We start from the raw sequence: 15837 nt of genomic DNA, 5'->3' as shown, positions 1-15837 counted from the left end.
CCGATGGAAGGACTCCCTTGGCCGACGGACCCACGATCAACACGATCGCCGCGCGCGCCGGTGTCTCGATCGCCTCCGTCTCGCGGGTGCTGAACGGCCTGCCGACCAGGCAGGAGACCGTGCGCAAGGTGATGGCGGCCGCCGACGAGCTCGGCTACGTGCGCAACGCCGTCGCCAGGTCGCTCAAGTCCCGCCGCACCCACCAGGTCGCCTTCGCCATGGCCGACGTCGGCAACCCCGCCTACCTGGCGATGCTGCGCGAGATCCAGCCGGTGCTCAAGGCGGCCGGCTACCGGCTCGTGCTGCACTCCACCGACGCCGTCGTGGCCGACGAGGTCGACGTGCTGCACAGCCTCGGTGAGCGGTACGTGGACGGCCTCATCATGAGCCCGCTGCGGGTCACCGACGCCCACCTGCAGATGCTGGCCGCCGCCCGCGCCCCGGTCGTGATCATCGGTCAGGTGCCCGAGGGCACCCGCGTGGACAACGTCCGCGCCGACTCCCGCACCGGCGTCCGGCTCGCGATCGACCACCTGCACGCGCTCGGCCGCCGCCGCATCGCCATGATCAACGGCCCGCTCGACACCGTGCCGGGAGCCGCCCGCGGCGCCGCGTACCGGGAGGCGCTGCAGGCGCTCGGCCTGCCCTACGACGAGGACCTGACGCAGATCGGCGACTTCTACCGCCCCGAGGGCCGGCGCGCGGTCGCCGAGCTGCTGGACCGCCGCCCCGACGTGGACGCCCTCATGTGCGCCAACGACCTGATCGCGCTCGGCGCGCTGGACGTGCTGCGCGGCGCGGGCCGCCGGGTGCCGGAGGACGTCGCCGTGGTGGGCATGGACGACACCGACCTCGCCGCCGCCTCCTGGCCGTCGCTCACCAGCGTCTCGCTCGGCTCCGCCGAACGCGGCCGGGCCGCCGCCGAGCTGCTGCTGGACCGGTTGCAGGGCGGCGACCGCGAGCCCCGGCTGGTGACGGTGCCGCCGCGGCTCGTGGTGCGCGCCTCGACCGCCGGCGAGGGATGCCGCAGTGAGGGGAGTGGCGAGTGACCGCGACCGCGACCAGGCCCGCGCCGCCCCGGCGCCCGCACGCCCGCCCCCGGCGGATCTCGCGCCAGACCCGCGAGATGTGGCTGCTGATGCTGCCCGCGCTGGTGCCGGTGCTGCTGTTCAGCGTCGGCCCGCTGCTGTACGGCATCGGGCTGGCCTTCACCGACGCCCGCAACACCCGCAACCACGAGACCAGCTTCACCGGCCTGGAGAACCTGTTCGACCTGCTGAGCGCCGAGGACTTCTGGTCCTCCTTCCGCATCGGCATGATCTGGGCGGTCTCGGTGACCGTGCTGCAGTTCCTGGCCGCGCTCGGCCTGGCGCTGCTGCTCAACGAGAACCTGCGCTTCCGGGGCGTGGCCCGGGTGCTGGCCGTGGTGCCGTGGGCGATGCCCCCGGTCGTCATCGGCCTGATGTGGAAGCTCGTCTACCACCCGGACGCCGGCATCCTGAACGGCCTGCTCGGCACGCACGTCAACTGGCTGGCCGACTTCTCGCTCGCGCTGCCCGCGATCATCGTGGTCGGCGTCTGGACCGGCATGCCGCAGACCACGGTCGTGCTGCTGGCCGGTCTGCAGGGCATCCCGCGCGAGTTGTACGAGGCCGGCGAGGTGGACGGCGCGAGCCGCTGGCGGCGCTTCTGGAACATCACGCTGCCGCAGCTCCGCCCGGTGATCGTGGCGATCACCTCGCTCGACTTCGTGTGGAACATCAACCAGTTCGGCCTGGTCTACGTGCTCACCCAGGGCGGGCCCGGCGGCCAGACGCGGCTGCCGATGTTGTTCGCCTACGAGGAGGCCTTCCGCTACCGGTTCGCCGGCTACGCCTCGATGCTCGGCCTCGCCATGGCGATCGTCGTGCTCGCGGTGCTCGGGCTGTACCTGTGGCGGCAGCTGAGGGAGACCCGATGAGACGCTTCCCGCAGTACGTCGCGCTCGCCGCCTACGTCGTCTTCCTGGCCTTCCCGCTGCTGTGGCTGCTGTCCACGGCGCTGAAGACGCCGCAGGAGATGGCCCTGGCCGACCCGACGTGGATCCCGCGCGAGCCGACGCTGGCCAACTTCGCCGACGCCTTCGGCGAGCAGGACCTGGTGGGCGCGGCCGTGCGCAGCCTCGGCGTGGCGCTGGCCGCCAGCCTGATCACCGTGGTGATCTCGCTGCCCGCCGCCTACGCGATGGCCCGCTACCGCGGCCTGGTCAACAAGATCGCGATCGGCTGGGTGCTGGTCAGCCAGGTGTTCCCGTTCATCCTGATCATCATCCCGCTCTTCATGATCCTGCGGGACCTGGACCTGGTGAACACGCTGCCCGGCCTGGTGGTGGTGCACGTGACGTTCACGCTGCCGTTCGCCCTGTGGATGCTCCAGGGGTACGTGCGGGCGGTGCCGCCGGAGCTGGAGGAGGCCGCGGCCGTGGACGGCGCGACCCGGCTGCGCTCGATCGCCTCGGTGGTCGCGCCGCTGCTCGCGCCGGGCGTGGTGGCCACGCTGCTGTTCGCGTTCATCTCGTCCTGGAACGAGTTCATGTTCGCCCTCGTCATCCTGCAGAACCCCGATGTCATGACGCTCCCCCTCACGCTGGTGCGCTTCACCGGCCCCGAGGGGGTGGCGAGGCTCGGCCCGCTGGCCGCGGCGTCGCTCATGGCGACGATCCCGAGCCTGATCTTCTTCGCAATCATCCAGCGGCGACTGAAGTCCGGCCTGATGGCCGGCGCCGTCAAGGGCTAGGAGGCTCACATGCGTATCAAGTCCGCTCTGGCGGCGGCCGCCATCGTGGCGCTCGCCGGCGCGTGCGGCAGCGGAGGCGGTGACGGCGGCTCCTCGTCGTCGTCCTCCTCCGGCGAGCCGGTCAAGATCAATTTCCTCAGCCTGGCCTGGCAGAAGGAATCCGTCGCCGCGAACAAGCAGATCGTGGACGAGTGGAACAAGGCCAACCCGAACATCCAGGTCACCTACGTCCAGGGGAGCTGGGACAACGTCAACGACCAGCTCGTCACCCAGTTCGCCGGCGGCACGGCGCCCGACGTCATCCACAACGACTCGCCCGCGCTGTCCGGCTTCGCCACCGACGGCTACCTGCTCGACCTGAAGGACAAGCTGCCCGCCGAGCTGAAGAGCGACATCCCGCAGTCGGCCTGGGACACCGTCACCTTCGGCGACGGCAAGGGCGGCCAGGGCGTCTACGGCGTGCCGTTCCTCCAGGAGTCGCAGGTCATCATCGCCAACAAGAAGCTGCTCGACGCGGCCAAGGTGCGCATCCCCACCCCGGACAACCCGTGGACGTGGGACGAGTTCTCCGCCGCCGCCAAGAAGATGACCAAGGACGGCACGTTCGGCGTCGCCTGGGCCATGAAGTCGCCGGTCAACAAGACCCTCAACCTGGCGCTCAACTTCGGCGGGACGTTCTTCCAGACCGCCGACGGCAAGACCACGGTCAAGGTCGGCCCGGAGGAGCGCGAGGTGCTCCAGCGCATCCACGACCAGCTCTACACCGACAAGTCCGCCGACCCGGCCGCGCTCGGCCAGGGCACCGCGGACCCGCTGCCGGCGTTCTACAAGGGCAAGTTCGCGATGCTGCCGGCCGGCGTGTTCCTCCGTCAGCAGGTCGCCGAGCAGGCGCCCGACGGCTTCGAGTGGGTCACGCTGCCCGGCCCGAAGGGCACCAGCGCGCAGCAGGGCGCGGTCTCGCAGACGTTGTCCATCGCCCAGGACAGCAAGCACCCGGACGAGGCCATGAAGTTCATCGCGTACTTCCTCAACGGCGCGAACCAGGCCAAGCTCGCCAAGGGCGACTGGCTCCTGCCGACCTCCCAGCAGGCCGCCGCCGACCCGGCGATGACCACCCAGGAGAACGGCTGGGACGTGGCCACCGCCTCCGCCAAGAACCTCGTGGTCGCGCCCTTCCTCAAGGTGAACGGCTTCGACGAGTGGAAGACCAAGGTCGCCACGCCGGTGCTCCAGGAGTACTTCGCCAATAAGATCACCATCGACGAGGCCGCCAAGCGCCTCGTGGACGAGGGCAACAAGGTGTTGGAGCGGTACCAGCGGTGACCTCCTACCGGGATCGGGCCCGGGGGTGCCTGCTCGGCCTGGCGGCCGGCGACGCCCTCGGGGCCCCCGCCGAGAACCTCACGCCCGCCGAGATCCGGCGGCGCTGGGGCCGGCTCACCGAGATCGAGGGCGGGGGCACGGACGACACCGAGTACGCGATCTTCGCCGCCTCGCTCCTGCGGCGGCACGGCCACGGGCTGACCGCCGCGCTGGTGGCCGAGGCGTACCGGAGCGAGATCATCCCGCGCGTGGCCGGGCCGATGCGGGGAGCCGGCTTCTCGGAGCTGGGCACCGTCGAAGCGCTTCGACGCGGGCTGGAGCCCCCGCTGACCGGGCTGGTGCACTCCCACGGCTGGTCCGACGGGCTGGCCATGCGCGCGGCGCCGTACGGGATCTTCTGTCCCGGCGACCCGGCCGAGGCCGCCCGGCTGATCGAGCAGGACGGCCTGGTCAGCGGGTCGGGCGAGGGCATACTCGGCGGGCGCGCGGTCGCGGGGGCCGTGGCCGCCGCCATGACCGGCGCCGGCCCGCAGGACGCGCTGGACGCCGCGCTGTCGGTGATCCCGGACGACTCGTGGACCGCGCGCAACCTGCGCAGGGTCCGCGACGTGCTCGGCCGCACGCCGCCGGAGGAGCTGGAGGAGGCGCTGCACGAGGCCGTCGTCGTCCGGCACTACCCGTGGACCGACGTAGCGCCCGAGGCCGTCGCGCTCGCGCTGGCGGCCGACCTGGCCGGCGGCGGCGAGGTGGAGGCGGCCGTGACGTTCGGGGTCAGCCTCGGGCGGGACGCCGACACCATCGGCGCCATCGCCGGGGCCGTCAGCGGCGCCCGGCAGGGCGAGGGCGGAGTGCCGGCGCGCTGGGCCGCCAGGATCGGGCCGGTCACCGGGAAGTGCCTGCCCGTCGTGGCCGGCAGGCACGTGCTCGACGTGGCCGACGAGCTCGCGGAAGGACGTTGACCACCATGTCGGGGGACAGGATCAGAGGAGCCGTCGCCGGGCTCGCCGTCGGCGACGCCGCGGGCTGGCCCGCGAGCCGCCACCGCGCCGCCCTGCACGCGCCCTGGAGCAGGCGGCTGCACCGCGAGCTGGACGCCTTCGCCGAGGAGCACCGGGTCACGACGCTGCCGGTGCCGTTCGCGCTCAACCAGCCGGTCGCGCCGCTGGCCGTGGGCCCGTCCGACGACGCCGAATGGCTCGCCTGGACGCTGCTGACCGCGGACCGGCCGCGCGCCGCCGCCTTCCGCGAGCTGATCGGCCGGGACCTGCGGGCCCGCATCTCGGTCCGCACCGCGCTGGACAACCTGGACAAGGGCGTCGAACCGCCCGCGTCCGGGCACGACAACCCGCACCACTTCGACGACGCCGCCGCCGTCCGGGCCGTCGCGTTCGGGGTCCTGGGGAGGGACCCGGACGAGGACGCCCAGGTGACCAACGCCGGCGACGGCGTGCTCGGCGCGCGGGCGATGGCCGCCGCCGTCGCCGCCGCCGTGGCCACCGGCGACGTCGAGGCGGCGGTGTCGGCCGCGCTGGAGCGGCTGCCCGAGGACACCGCGATCGGGCACAACGCCCGCCGCGCGCTGGCCGCGGCCCGGCGGGCCGGCGAGGCGTTCGCCGCCGTGCCCGCCCTGGACGCGGCGCTGCTCGACCACGTCTACAGCTACGGCGTGGGCGCCGCCCAGACGGTGCCCGCGGCGCTCGCGCTGGCCGCCGCCGCGGGCGGCGCCAGGGCCGTGCCGGCCGCGGCCTGCCTGGCGCGCTGGCCGACTCGGCCCCCGCGCTGACCGGCGCGCTCGCCGGGGCCTGCGGCGGCTTCGAGGCGATCCCGGAGGGGTGGACCGCCTCGGCCCGCACGCTGGCCGGTTGTTGCCTGCCGGACCTGGCGGGCCAGGATCTGATGGAACTGACGAAAGGACTGGCATGACGCCGCTTGAGGACAGGGCGACCGGCTGCGTGGCGGGGGCGGCGGTCGGCGACGCGCTGGGCGGCGCCACCGAGGGCTGGACGCCGGAACAGATCACCGAGCGGTACGGCGGGCGGGTCGAGGGGATCGTGCCGCCGTACAACGAGGACTGGCGCAACGCCCGGCCGATCGCGCCGTACCACAAGGGCGACGGCCACATCACCGACGACACCCTCATGACGCACGCGCTGATCCGCGTCTACGAGAAGGCCGGCCGCCACCTCGACGCCTACGCCATGGCCGAGCACCTGGTGCCCGAGCTGATGGGCGAGCGGCGCTGGATCCCCGAGCTGGAGGCCGAGGCGCTGCCGCTGCAGCGGATCTTCCTGGCCGAGAAGTGGATCGTGGCCCGCCTGCACTACGGCCACGCCGACCCGCGCGAGGCCGGCGTCGGCAACATCGTCAACTGCGGCGCCGCCATGTACGTCGCCCCCGTCGGCGTCGTCAACGCCGGCGACCCCGACGCCGCCTACGCCGAGGCGATCGACCTGGCCGGCGCCCACCAGTCCAGCTACGGCCGGGAGGCGGCCGGCGTCATGGCCGCCGCCGTCGCCGAGGCCATGCGGCCGGGCGCGAGCGCCGACTCCGTGGTCGGCGCCTGCCTGCGCCTGGCCAAGGACGGCACCAGGGCCGCCATCGAGGCGGTGTGCGAGGCCGCCGCCGGGCTCGGCCACTGGGAGGGCTCGTTCGAGACGCTGCGGGCCGCCGTGCGCCCGTTCGACACGGTCGCCGACACCTACCGCGACCAGGGGCTCGGCGCGCGGCGGCCGAGCCGCGTGCACAGCATCGAGGAGCTGCCGCTGGCGCTCGGCTTCCTGGTGATCGCCAAGGGCGACTACCGCGACACCGTGCTGGGCGGCGTCAACTACGGGCGCGACGCCGACTCCATCGCCTCCATGGGCGGCGCCGTCGCGGGCGCGCTCGGCGGGCTCCAGGCCGTGCCGGCCGAGTGGGTGGAGGCGGTGGCGGCGGCCAGCCGTACCGATCTGGTGGCCCCCGGCCGGGCGATCGCGGCGGTCGCGCGCCGGATCCGCGCCGCCGACGCCGAGCGGCGGCGCGCCGCCGAGGCCGCCTTCGCCGAGCTGGACCGCCCGTGATCCGCCTCACCTGGGTGCAGCCCGAGGACCTGCTCGGGCACGAGCTGCGCCAGGCCGCCGAGGACGGCCGCGACCCCGCCGTCGTCCAGGACGTCACGGCGCGCTGGCACGCGGCCGGCGGGCACGACGCCCCGCCGCGGGCCGGCGCGTCCGGGCCGGAGACCGCCCGGCTGCGCGGCCTCGCCCTCGACCTGCTCGACGAGCTGGGCGGCGAACCGTCCCCGCTGCCGGAGCCGTCGGACCTGCCCGCGATCGTCGCGGCCTGCCCCGGCTGGCCCGCCGCCCGCCCCGGCGGCACGGCCGACCCGGCGCGGGTGCTGGCCGCCTGGCGCGGCCGGGCGGCCGGCTGCGTGCTCGGCAAACCCGTGGAGAAGATCCCACGCGCGGGCGTCAGGGAGATCGCCGAGGCCACCGGCAACTGGCCGATCCGCGGCTGGTTCACCGCGAAGGGCCTGCCGGACGACGTCGCGCGCCGCTGGCCCTGGAACCGCCGCAGCGCCGTCAACTCCCTCGCCGAGAACATCGACGGCATCCCCGAGGACGACGACCTCAACTACCCGCTGCTGGCCCTGTCCGTGCTGGAGCGCCACGGCCGCGGCTTCACCACCGAGGACGTGGCCCGGCTGTGGCTGGACGAGCTGCCCGCCGGGCGCACGTTCACCGCCGAGCGGGTCGCCTACCGCAACCTGCTGGACGGCGTCGAGCCGCCCATGACGGCCCGCTTCCGCAACCCGTTCCGGGAGTGGATCGGCGCGTTCATCCGGGCCGACGTGTACGGCTGGGTCAACCCGGGCGACCCGGCCACGGCCGCCGAGCACGCCTGGCGCGACGCCCGCCTCACCCACACCGCGAACGGCGTCTACGGGGCCATGTTCGCCGCCGCCATGTGCGCGGTGTCGCTGACCGCCGCCACGCCCGAGGAGGTCGTCGAGGCCGGGCTGTCGGTGGTGCCGCCCGGCTCGCGGCTGCACCGGGCGGTGCGCCTGGCCGTCGCCGACGCCGCCCGCGAGCCCGACTTCGAGCGCGTCGTGGACCTGCTGCACGAGCGGCACGGCGGCCTCCACTGGGTGCACACGATCCACAACGCGGCCCTGGTCGCCGCCACCCTCGTGCACGGGCGGGGCGACTTCACCGCCACGATCGCCGGAGCCGTCGCGGGTGGCTGGGACACCGACTCAGCGGGCGCCACGGCCGGGTCGATCGCCGGCGCGCTCGCCGGGGACGTGCCGGAGCGCTGGCGCCTCCGCGACAGCCTGGCCAGCAGCCTGACCGGGTTCGACGGGGTGAGCCCCGTCGAGCTGGCGGCGCGTACGCAGGAGATGATGCAGGCATGATCTCGGTCTTCGGCAGCGCCAACATGGACCTCGTCGCCTACGTCGCCAAGGCCCCCGGGCGCGGCGAGACGGTCACCGGCCACCGCTTCCGCACCGTGCCCGGCGGCAAGGGCGCCAACCAGGCGATCGCCGCCGCCCGCGCCGGCGCCGAGGTGGCCTTCCTGGGGGCGGTCGGCGACGACGGGTTCGGCGCGGAGCTCCGCGCCACGCTGGCCGCCGCCGGGGTGGACGTGCGCGGGCTGCGCGAGGTGCCGGGGCCGAGCGGCATCGCGCACATCGTCGTGGACGACGACGGCGGCAACTCGATCATCGTCGTGCCGGGCGCGAACGGCGCCGTCACCGGGCCGTCCGGCGCCGACCTGGCCGCCATCGCCGGCTCGCAGGCCCTGCTGCTCCAGCTCGAGCTGCCGCTGCCCGCCGTCACGGCCGCCGCCCAGGCCGGGCAGGTCGCGGGCGTGCCGGTCATCCTCACCCCCGCCCCCGCCCAGCCGCTGCCGGACGAGCTGCTGGAGGCGGTCACCATGATCGTCCCCAACGAGCACGAGGCCGCCGCCATCACCGGCGTCACCGGCCCCGAGGCCGCCCTGGACGCGCTGCTCGACCTGGTCGAGGAGGCCGTCATCACGCTCGGCGCGGCGGGCGCGCTCTACGGGGCGCGCACGGGGGAGCGGCTGCGGGTGCCCGCGGCCGAGGTCAAGGCGGTGGACACGACGGCGGCCGGCGACACGTTCGTGGGGGCGCTGGCGGCGGCCCGCGCGGAAGGGCAGCCGGTCGCGGCGGCCCTGCGCTTCGCCTCGGCGGCGGCGGCGCTGTCGGTGCAACGCGAGGGCGCCAGCACCTCGATGCCCACCCGCCCCGAGATCGACGCCTCCCTGCTCTGACCCCGTCCACCCCACTTCGCGCGGGCCGGCAGCCGGCCGGGCGGAAGGTCGCGGTAGTGGGAAGCCGTGCCGGGCAGGGGACGGGCATGAGCGAGAAGCCCGATGAGCTGCCGGAGTCCGCAGGCGGGGTGATGGGGGAGAGCGACGTGGTGGCCGAGCGCTCCGGCGCCGGCACGCCGCGCAACCGCCGCCCGGTCCCCGCCGGCCCGCCCGAGGAGCAGGAGACGCCGGACCCGGCCCGGGACGAGCCGGAAGAGGACGAGGACGTGACCCGCCCCGACATCGGCCCCACCGGCTGACGCCCGCCCGGCTGACGCCCGCCCGGTTGACGCCCGCCCGCCGTTTCAGGGCCGGGAGTGGGCGCGCAGGTGGGCGAGGGTCTGCTCCAGCTCGGCCTGCAGCACGGCCTCGGCGGCGTCGCCGTCGCCGCGCAGGACGGCGTCCACCAGGGCCGCGTGGGAGGCGTGCCCCGGCTCGGGGTCGTGGGCGCGCAGGCCCAGCAGCTCCACCAGGTCGACCAGCCGTTCCCGCAGCAGCGGCGCGAACTCGGCGAACAGGTCCGTCAGCACCGGGTTGCCGGCCGCCGCGACGACGGCCGCGTGCAGGGCGATGTCGGCGTCCACGAACGCCGCGTCGTCGCCGGTGGCGGCCGCGTGCCGGGCGGCCAGCGCGGCCGCCAGCGCCGCGACGTCCTCCTCGGTGTGGCGTTCGGCCGCGAGCCGGGCCGCGCGGGTCTCGACCATCACGCGGACCTCGTACACGTCGGTGATGGCGGCGCGGCGCAGCCGGGCGGGCCAGTCGGCGGCGGGCTCGGTGGCGATCACGTAGACGCCCGACCCCTGCCGGGCCTGTACCAGGCCCGCGCCGGCGAGCGCCCGCAGCGCCTCGCGGACCGTCGAGCGGCCCACGCCGAGGGCTTTGGCGAGGGCGTTCTCGCCGGGCAGGCGGGTGCCGACCGGCCACTCGCCCCGCACGATCTGCTCCCGCAGGTGCTCGGTGGCCTGTTCGACGAGCGGGCTGGGGCGGAGGGCGCCTAGGGGCATCCTTAACCTCTCAGGTTGTCTGAGGACCTGTGATGTGGTTAGTGTAGCGCCCATGACGTCGTACGGTCTCCTCCTCGGCCGCCGCGGCGGGGCCTGACCGGACCGGCACCCCGTCGCGGTGGCCGTGAGCTTTGCCGGTCCTCCCCACCGGAGACGGACGACAAGGAACACGACGCGACATGTACGTATGGAACCGGCAACGTCCCAGCACGATGCCCTACCACCGCTACCGCCCGGCCCACGAGCGGGTCGAGGTGCCCCTCGCCGGCGACCGCTCCTGGCCGGCCCGCCGGATCACCGCCGCCCCGCTGTGGGTGCCGGTGGACCTGCGCGACGGCAACCAGGCCCTGGCCGAGCCGATGGACCCGGCCCGCAAGCGCACGATGTTCGACCTGCTGGTGCGCATGGGGTTCAAGGAGATCGAGGTCGGCTACCCGTCCTCCAGCGCGCTGGACTTCGACTTCGTCCGCGAGCTGGCCGTGCCGGGCGCGCTGCCCGAGGACGTGACGCCCGTGGTGTTCACGGCGGCCCGCGCCGACCTGATCGAGCGCACGTTCGCCTCGATCGCGGGCCTGCCGCGCGCGGTCGTGCACCTCTACACCGCCACCGCGCCCACCTGGCGCGAGGTGGTGCTGGGGCACGGCCGCGACGAGCTGCGCGCCCTCATCACGACGGCCGCCGGCCAGGTCGCCCGGCTCGCCGAGGGCCTGCCGGACGTGCGGTTCGAGTTCTCGCCCGAGGTCTTCAACCTCACCGAGCCGGACTACGTGCTGGAGGTCTGCAACGAGCTGACCGCCCTGTGGGACGCCTCGCCGGACCGCCCGGTGATCCACAACCTGCCGGCCACGGTCGAGGTCTCCACCCCCAACGTGTACGCCGACCAGATCGAGTACATGCACCGCCACCTGGACCGCAGGGACGCGGTGATCCTGTCCGTGCACCCGCACAACGACCGCGGCACCGGCGTGGCCTGCGCGGAGCTGGCCGTGCTGGCGGGCGCGCAGCGGGTGGAGGGCTGCCTGTTCGGCAACGGCGAGCGCACCGGCAACGTCGACCTGGTGACGCTCGCGCTCAACCTGCACACCCAGGGCGTCGACCCGATGATCGACTTCTCCGACATCGACGAGGTCAGGCGGGTGGCCGAGCACTGCAACCGGCTGCCGGTCCACGACCGGCACCCGTACGCGGGCGACCTCGTCCACACCGCCTTCTCCGGCACCCACCAGGACGCCATCGGCAAGGGCCTGGCCCACCACGCCAAGCGGGCCGCCGAGCTGGGCGTGCCGCCGGAGCAGGCGCCGTGGGAGGTGCCGTACCTGCCGATCGACCCCGCCGACGTGGGCCGCGGCTACCAGGCGGTGATCCGGGTCAACAGCCAGTCGGGCAAGGGCGGCATCGCCTACCTGCTGCGCAGTCGCTACGGGCTGGAGCTGCCGCGCCGCCTGCAGATCGACTTCGCCGCGGTCGTGCAGCGGGCCACGGACGGCAGCGGCGAGGAGATCACCGCCGAGGAGCTGTGGGAGCTGTTCCACGCCGCCTACGTCGCCCCGGGCGAGGCCGCGCCGCTCAGCGAGTGGACGACCGCGCAGAGCGGGCCGGGCCGCCACACCTTCACCGGCACGCTGCGGTCCGGCCGCCGCCTGCGCGGCACCGGCAACGGCCCGCTGGCGGCGCTGACGGACGCCCTCGCCGCCGACGGCGTCGACGTGGAGATCCTCGGCTACGCCGAGCACGCCCTCGAAGCGGCGGCGGGCAGCGAGGCGGTCGCCTACGTCGAGGCGCGGGTGGGCGGCGCCAGGCGGTGGGGCGTCGGGCGGGACACCTCGGTCCTGACGGCGTCGGTGCACGCGGTCCTGTCCGCGGTCAACGCCGCCCTGACGCCCAGCGGGCCCGGCCGATGAACGGCCCGGCCACGGCGGACGGCCCGGCCACGGCGGACGGCCCGGCAACGGCGGACGGCCCGGCAACGGCGGACGGCCCGGCCACGGCCGGGGGCTCCGGTCCGGCGGCGGCGGGGCTCACTCCGGTCGTCCCCGGTGCTGCTCCTCACAGCGGCGTTTGAGGGAGACCGCCTCGGTGCGCACGTAGCGGCGGGTGCGGGCGCCGGTCAGCAGCGCGAGGACCGGCGCCAGCAGCCCGCTGCGGGTGATCGACAGCACCACCTCGGTCCCGCCCCCGGCGCCCGTCTCCACGACGTGCCCGCCGGTGATCGTCACGCCCGCCGCCACCGTCTCCCAGACGAACGACCGGCCCGGCGTGAGGGCCGTCACCAGCCAGTCGAGCGGCGGCATCCCCGGCTGCTCGACGCGCGCCCGCGCGCCGACCCCGAACGGCTCGTCGTCGAGCAGCCGCACGCTCGTCACCGTCGGGGTGAACTCGGGCCAGCGCGTCACGTCCGTCAGCGTCCGCCACACCAGCTCGGCGGGCGCGCCGACGGCGACCCGCGTGCTGAAGCTCACCTGCGGCCCGCCGCCTCGGGCGTCAGGTGGGCCACGCACTCGTCGCGGTAGTGCAGGACGCGGCTGCGCAGCCGCTTCGGGTCGGCCAGCACGGCCCGCGACACCGACGGCAGCACGGCGTGCCGCACCGGCGCGAACAGCCGCGCCACATCGGCGGGCGTGGCGCCCTGCGCGCCCAGCCCCGGCGCCAGGATCGGCCCGTTGAGCCCGGTCAGCGGGTGCTCCACCTCGGGCAGCGTGGCGCCCATGACCACCCCGACCGGCCCGAACGGGGTGTGCCCCGCGTTCACCGCCGCCGCGCCCGCGAGCACCTGCCCGGCCACGAGCCGCTGCAGCTCGGCCGCCTCCGGGTTGGACGTGCGGGCCAGCACGAACACGCCCGCGTCGTTGGCGACCGCCGAGGCGATCGCGCCCTCCAGCGACCCGAACCCCAGGTACGGGCTCAGCGTCACGGCGTCGGCGGCCAGCGGGCTGCCCCGGTCCAGGTACGCCTCGGCGTAGGCGGCCATCGTGCTGCCGATGTCGCCCCGCTTGACGTCCAGCAGCACCAGCGTGCCCGCCTCGCGCAGGTCGGCGATGGCGCGTTCCAGCACGGCGACGCCGCGGCTGCCCCACCGCTCGAAGAACGCCGACTGCGGCTTGACCACCGCGGCCAGCTCCGCCACCGTCTCGACGACGGTCCGGGCGAAACGCTCGAGACCGGACGGGGAGTCGTCCAGCCCCCAGGCGTCGAGCAGCGCCGGGGCCGGATCGATGCCCACGCACAGCGGTCCGCACACGTCAAGCCTGGCCCGCAGCCGCGCTCCGAACGACTCGTTCATTACAGAACCCCTTCGTACGGTATGCGGTGACCCTACGGGACCGGTCGCCCGGGTGAACAGGAGACCGACCGTTCCCGTTGGCGAGTCTTCCGCCGGCGGCGGCAGGGGTAAGGCAGCAGACATGTACGAGATCGCCCATCGGGTGCTGGCGCTGCGCAGCGAACCGCCCCGTGACGTGGTCGTCACGATCGGCATGCCGTACGAGGAGCCGACGGGGGAGTGGTCGTGCCCCTACCGGATCGACGGGCTCGACGGGTGGGAGCACGACAGGAAGGTGACGGGGCCCGACTCGCTGGGCGCGGTCGAGCTGGCGACGGCGATGGTGCGGGCCGCGGTGACCGGCTCGCACGAGGCCCGGGAGGGGCTGCTGAGCTGGGAGGACGCGCCGTCGGGGCCGCGGGCGCAGACGGTCTACGTCACCTGGGACCAGGAGCACGACGTCGCCTACATCGCGATGAAGCACGAGATCGTCCCCGGCGAGGCGGTGCGCCAGGTGGTGGCGGAGGACGCCGTGCTCGACTACGGCGAGAAGGGGCGGCTGCTCGGCGTGGAGCTCATGAACGCCTCCGTGCGGATGCCGTCGGAGCTGCGCATGTAGCCGTCACTCGGCCGACATCGCGGGCGGCCGCTGCCGGCCGGTCGTGAGGCGGCGCCAGCGCGGCAGCTCCAGCACCACGGTGACCACGGCCAGCACGGTCACCGCGGCGGCGGCCACCGCGTGCCAGGCCGCCCACGCCGCCGCGACGGCGGCCACGAGCTGCAGCGCCACCAGCGCGACCGTGACGGCCCCGGGCACGGCGACGATCACCTGCCGCTTGTCGCCGGGCGTGGCGAACACCGTCGGCAGCCCGATCAGCAGCACCACCGACAGCACGGCCAGCACGACCGAGTGCGGAGCCAGCGCCCACGGCGTCGCCACCCACGCGACCAGCTCGGTCGCGAAGCGGAAGACGGACGGCAGACGGTCGTCCTTGGGCAGGTCCTGGGGCACTCGCGTACCTTACACCCGTGACCTCTCCCCGTATCGTCGCCACCGACCTGGACGGCACCCTGCTGACGTCCGACCGCACCGTCTCGCCCCGCACCAGGGACGCGCTCCGCCTGGCCCGCGAGGCGGGAGCCGAGATCGTCTTCGTCACCGCGCGGGCGCCGCGGGGCGTGCGCCCCATCGCCGAGCAGGCGGGCGTGACGGGCACCGCGATCTGCAGCAACGGCGCCATCGTCTACGACCTGGCCACCGACGAGATCACCGAGAGCCGGCCGCTCGACCGGGCCGCCGTCCGGCACGCCGTGCTCGCCCTGGCCGAGGCCCTGCCCGCCGCCGGGCTGGCGGTCGAGACGGGGCGGGGCGTGCTGGCCGAGGCCGCCTACACCCGGCGCCTGCCGGAGGACGTGGGGTTCTACCGGGACGTGGCGTCGGTCCTCGACGGGGACGAGCCGATCGTCAAGCTGCTCGCGCACTCGGCCGCGCACACCGCCGACGAGATGATCGCCGCCCTGCTGGCCACGCTGACCGGCCTGGCCGAGATCACTCAGTCGGGCGACGGCGGGCTGGTGGAGATCAGCGCGCCGGGCGTCAACAAGGCCGCCGCCCTGGACCGGCTCTGCGGGGCGCGGGGCGTCGGCGCGGGCGAGGTGGTGGCCTTCGGCGACATGCCGAACGACCTGGCAGTGCTGACGTACGCGGGCCTGGCCTACGCGATGGCCAACGCGCACCCGGAGGTGTTGCGAGCGGTGCCGGGCCGCACCCTGTCGAACGACGAGGACGGCGTGGCGGCGGTGCTGGAGCGGCTGTACGGCTGAGGGGGAGGGAAGGCCGGGCCCGCTCTTGGGGTGTGGGCGGGCGGGCCCGGCCGGGATCATGGGGAAGGGAACGGACGAGGGGTCAGGAGTCGTCGTCGGAGACCCGCGAGGTGTCCTTGCAGACGGCGGGCGCCTGCGCGAGCAGCGACACTCCGCCGCACGTGCTGACCGGCGCCGACACCGGCTCCACGATCTCGTCGTTGAACACCGTCACGTCGCCGATCAGCGGCGGCGGCCCGGAGCGGCCCGTCCCGGCGTGCGCCGGGACCCCCGAGAGCATCAGCAGCGCTCCGGCGCCGGCCACGACCGCCGCCGTCACGCGGCCGGCCGCTCCCGCCG

At 74.8% G+C, this 15837-nt stretch carries 18 protein-coding genes; 13 read left to right on the top strand and 5 right to left on the bottom strand.

The annotated features are described in order from the left end of the window. Positions 1-17: 17 nt before the first annotated feature. The 10 genes from MF672_RS24070 to MF672_RS24025 all read left to right on the top strand — a co-directional run bounded on the left by MF672_RS24070 (position 18) and on the right by MF672_RS24025 (position 9671). Positions 18-1049 (top strand): LacI family DNA-binding transcriptional regulator, encoded by a 1032-nt coding sequence (locus MF672_RS24070; protein ID WP_242378021.1) that lies wholly within the window; start codon positions 18-20, stop codon positions 1047-1049. Next, complete coding sequence (locus tag MF672_RS24065; protein WP_242378020.1) at positions 1046-1960, top strand: carbohydrate ABC transporter permease; 915 nt, start codon at positions 1046-1048, stop codon at positions 1958-1960. The genes MF672_RS24070 and MF672_RS24065 overlap by 4 nt, the downstream gene beginning before the upstream one ends. Next, the gene (locus MF672_RS24060; protein WP_242378019.1) at positions 1957-2775 is read left to right on the top strand and encodes a carbohydrate ABC transporter permease; all 819 of its coding nucleotides are present in this window, start codon (positions 1957-1959) and stop codon (positions 2773-2775) included. Before MF672_RS24065 ends, MF672_RS24060 begins: the two co-directional genes overlap by 4 nt. Positions 2776-2784: 9 nt before the next feature. Beyond that, entirely contained in the window at positions 2785-4098 is a 1314-nt protein-coding gene (locus MF672_RS24055; protein ID WP_242378015.1) for an ABC transporter substrate-binding protein, read from the top strand. Continuing rightward, positions 4095-5057 carry an ADP-ribosylglycohydrolase family protein gene (locus MF672_RS24050; protein WP_242378014.1) on the top strand — a complete coding sequence of 321 codons (963 nt, stop codon included), beginning with the start codon at positions 4095-4097 and terminating at the stop codon, positions 5055-5057. Before MF672_RS24055 ends, MF672_RS24050 begins: the two co-directional genes overlap by 4 nt. 5 nt (positions 5058-5062) lie before the next feature. Then, entirely contained in the window at positions 5063-5881 is an 819-nt protein-coding gene (locus tag MF672_RS24045) for an ADP-ribosylglycohydrolase family protein (protein ID WP_247815400.1), read from the top strand. 136 nt (positions 5882-6017) lie between these two features. Further along, positions 6018-7157 carry an ADP-ribosylglycohydrolase family protein gene (locus MF672_RS24040; RefSeq protein ID WP_247815399.1) on the top strand — a complete coding sequence of 380 codons (1140 nt, stop codon included), beginning with the start codon at positions 6018-6020 and terminating at the stop codon, positions 7155-7157. Next, positions 7154-8491, top strand: a complete 1338-nt coding sequence (locus tag MF672_RS24035; protein WP_247815398.1) for an ADP-ribosylglycohydrolase family protein — start codon at positions 7154-7156, stop codon at positions 8489-8491. The genes MF672_RS24040 and MF672_RS24035 overlap by 4 nt, the downstream gene beginning before the upstream one ends. After that, positions 8488-9372, top strand: coding sequence for a ribokinase (gene rbsK / locus MF672_RS24030; protein WP_242382512.1), 885 nt, complete (start codon positions 8488-8490; stop codon positions 9370-9372). Before MF672_RS24035 ends, rbsK begins: the two co-directional genes overlap by 4 nt. Before the next feature lie 86 nt (positions 9373-9458). Beyond that, entirely contained in the window at positions 9459-9671 is a 213-nt protein-coding gene (locus MF672_RS24025; RefSeq protein WP_242382513.1) for a hypothetical protein, read from the top strand. A 45-nt stretch (positions 9672-9716) separates the two neighbouring features. Here MF672_RS24025 and MF672_RS24020 read toward each other — a convergent pair whose 3' ends face one another. Next, complete coding sequence (locus tag MF672_RS24020; RefSeq protein WP_242382514.1) at positions 9717-10415, bottom strand: FadR/GntR family transcriptional regulator; 699 nt, start codon at positions 10413-10415, stop codon at positions 9717-9719. 179 nt (positions 10416-10594) lie between these two features. Here MF672_RS24020 and leuA point away from each other — a divergent pair, with 179 nt between their 5' ends. Further along, the gene (gene leuA / locus MF672_RS24015) at positions 10595-12316 is read left to right on the top strand and encodes a 2-isopropylmalate synthase (protein ID WP_242382515.1); all 1722 of its coding nucleotides are present in this window, start codon (positions 10595-10597) and stop codon (positions 12314-12316) included. A 117-nt stretch (positions 12317-12433) separates the two neighbouring features. Here the strand turns inward: leuA and MF672_RS24010 are convergent, their stop codons facing one another. Continuing rightward, entirely contained in the window at positions 12434-12874 is a 441-nt protein-coding gene (locus MF672_RS24010) for an SRPBCC family protein (protein WP_242382516.1), read from the bottom strand. Beyond that, positions 12871-13695: an orotidine-5'-phosphate decarboxylase gene (gene pyrF, locus MF672_RS24005; RefSeq protein WP_242382517.1), complete on the bottom strand. Its 825-nt coding sequence runs from the start codon at positions 13693-13695 to the stop codon at positions 12871-12873. The genes MF672_RS24010 and pyrF overlap by 4 nt, the downstream gene beginning before the upstream one ends. A 121-nt stretch (positions 13696-13816) precedes the next feature. Between pyrF and MF672_RS24000 the strand changes: the two genes are divergently transcribed. Then, complete coding sequence (locus MF672_RS24000) at positions 13817-14293, top strand: DUF2283 domain-containing protein (RefSeq protein WP_242382518.1); 477 nt, start codon at positions 13817-13819, stop codon at positions 14291-14293. 3 nt (positions 14294-14296) lie between these two features. Here the strand turns inward: MF672_RS24000 and MF672_RS23995 are convergent, their stop codons facing one another. Continuing rightward, the gene (locus MF672_RS23995) at positions 14297-14686 is read right to left on the bottom strand and encodes a hypothetical protein (protein ID WP_242382519.1); all 390 of its coding nucleotides are present in this window, start codon (positions 14684-14686) and stop codon (positions 14297-14299) included. A 17-nt stretch (positions 14687-14703) separates the two neighbouring features. On the opposite strand from MF672_RS23995, the gene MF672_RS23990 reads away from it, so the two are divergent. After that, the gene (locus MF672_RS23990) at positions 14704-15498 is read left to right on the top strand and encodes a Cof-type HAD-IIB family hydrolase (protein WP_242382520.1); all 795 of its coding nucleotides are present in this window, start codon (positions 14704-14706) and stop codon (positions 15496-15498) included. An 82-nt stretch (positions 15499-15580) separates the two neighbouring features. Here the strand turns inward: MF672_RS23990 and MF672_RS23985 are convergent, their stop codons facing one another. Continuing rightward, on the bottom strand, positions 15581-15817 hold the full coding sequence (locus MF672_RS23985; RefSeq protein WP_242382521.1) for a hypothetical protein: 237 nt from the start codon (positions 15815-15817) through the stop codon (positions 15581-15583). Positions 15818-15837: the final 20 nt, after the last annotated feature.

This window comes from Actinomadura luzonensis (assembly GCF_022664455.2).
GTDB classification, from domain to species: domain Bacteria; phylum Actinomycetota; class Actinomycetes; order Streptosporangiales; family Streptosporangiaceae; genus Nonomuraea; species Nonomuraea luzonensis.
This window is presented reverse-complemented; position numbering and strand designations above follow the sequence as displayed.

Excerpts from the sequence above, each read along its gene's own strand:
- MF672_RS24040 (WP_247815399.1), top strand. The coding sequence starts at position 6,018 with ATGACGCCGCTTGAGGACAGGGCGACCGGCTGCGTGGCGGGGGCGGCG.
- leuA (WP_242382515.1), top strand. The coding sequence starts at position 10,595 with ATGTACGTATGGAACCGGCAACGTCCCAGCACGATGCCCTACCACCGC.
- MF672_RS24055 (WP_242378015.1), top strand. The coding sequence starts at position 2,785 with ATGCGTATCAAGTCCGCTCTGGCGGCGGCCGCCATCGTGGCGCTCGCC.
- MF672_RS24000 (WP_242382518.1), top strand. The coding sequence starts at position 13,817 with ATGTACGAGATCGCCCATCGGGTGCTGGCGCTGCGCAGCGAACCGCCC.
- MF672_RS24045 (WP_247815400.1), top strand. The coding sequence starts at position 5,063 with ATGTCGGGGGACAGGATCAGAGGAGCCGTCGCCGGGCTCGCCGTCGGC.
- MF672_RS24025 (WP_242382513.1), top strand. The coding sequence starts at position 9,459 with ATGAGCGAGAAGCCCGATGAGCTGCCGGAGTCCGCAGGCGGGGTGATG.
- pyrF (WP_242382517.1), bottom strand. The coding sequence starts at position 13,695 with ATGAACGAGTCGTTCGGAGCGCGGCTGCGGGCCAGGCTTGACGTGTGC.
- MF672_RS24060 (WP_242378019.1), top strand. The coding sequence starts at position 1,957 with ATGAGACGCTTCCCGCAGTACGTCGCGCTCGCCGCCTACGTCGTCTTC.
- MF672_RS24020 (WP_242382514.1), bottom strand. The coding sequence starts at position 10,415 with ATGCCCCTAGGCGCCCTCCGCCCCAGCCCGCTCGTCGAACAGGCCACC.
- rbsK (WP_242382512.1), top strand. The coding sequence starts at position 8,488 with ATGATCTCGGTCTTCGGCAGCGCCAACATGGACCTCGTCGCCTACGTC.